Origin of the sequence: Bartonella sp. CL25QHWL (genome assembly GCF_042195335.1) — a bacterium.
GTDB lineage: Bacteria > Pseudomonadota > Alphaproteobacteria > Rhizobiales > Rhizobiaceae > Bartonella.
In genome coordinates this window covers 1-792 of sequence record NZ_JBHIOE010000082.1, presented here as the reverse complement: position 1 = coordinate 792, position 792 = coordinate 1, and the positions used below count along the sequence as shown (strand labels likewise).

At 37.2% G+C, this 792-nt stretch carries 1 protein-coding gene; it reads right to left on the bottom strand.

All coding sequences use genetic code 11. The annotated features are described in order from the left end of the window. Positions 1-135: 135 nt before the first annotated feature. The coding region (locus ACFILY_RS09570; protein ID WP_375638008.1) for an ABC transporter substrate-binding protein at positions 136-792 on the bottom strand (657 nt) is incomplete at its 5' end.

The window sequence follows — 792 nt, the reverse complement described above, 5'->3', positions numbered from 1 at the left end:
TGAAATAAAATTCTCTACACAACATAGAAATCCATTCCCGATAAAATTCAACGTATTGCAAAGTGTTAAAGAGCTTTGCAATACATCAAATATATCATGATCATGTTTTTTATATTTTATAAACCTGATACCTTCTTATTTTTCAATTGCACTATAAAAAATACGTGGTGCACTATTCCAAACCCATTTTTTAACATCAGGTGTCATCGCTATCGTGTGATACGTCTGATAGATAAAAGCATAAGGTCCTTTCTGCATAAATTCACGTTGCAAATCAGCATACATTTGCGCCCGTTTTTTTGGATCTTTTTGAAACAATGCATCTTGAACCTTTTGATTCATAGTTTCATCCAAATACCCATGGCACCAACTCGCATAGCCTGTATTTTTAGCCTCAAACCGATTATCAGGATTGTAAATAAGGCGTGAAGCCATTGTATGGGGATCCGCAGAATCATTATTCCATCCGAAAAAAATCGTATCAAAAGTACGTGCAGATAGTTTTGAAAATAACTGCGTGCCTACGAAACGTTCAATTTTAAAACGCACCCCCACCTTTTTTGCATTGTCTTGGAGAGACTGAGCAATAGGCAAAGCAAAAGGATAAGGAGAGGCACCGGCAAAAATACTGGCCTCAAAACCATCTGGATAACCTGCCTCTGTTAAAAGTTGCTTTGCTTTTGGGAGATCAAGTTTAAAGGGTTGTCCTTCTTTTTCATCCAAAGCCCCAAGATTACCAAGAGGAATAAAACTTGCACGTGGAATACCAACATCTTTGAGAAGAGTCTTACC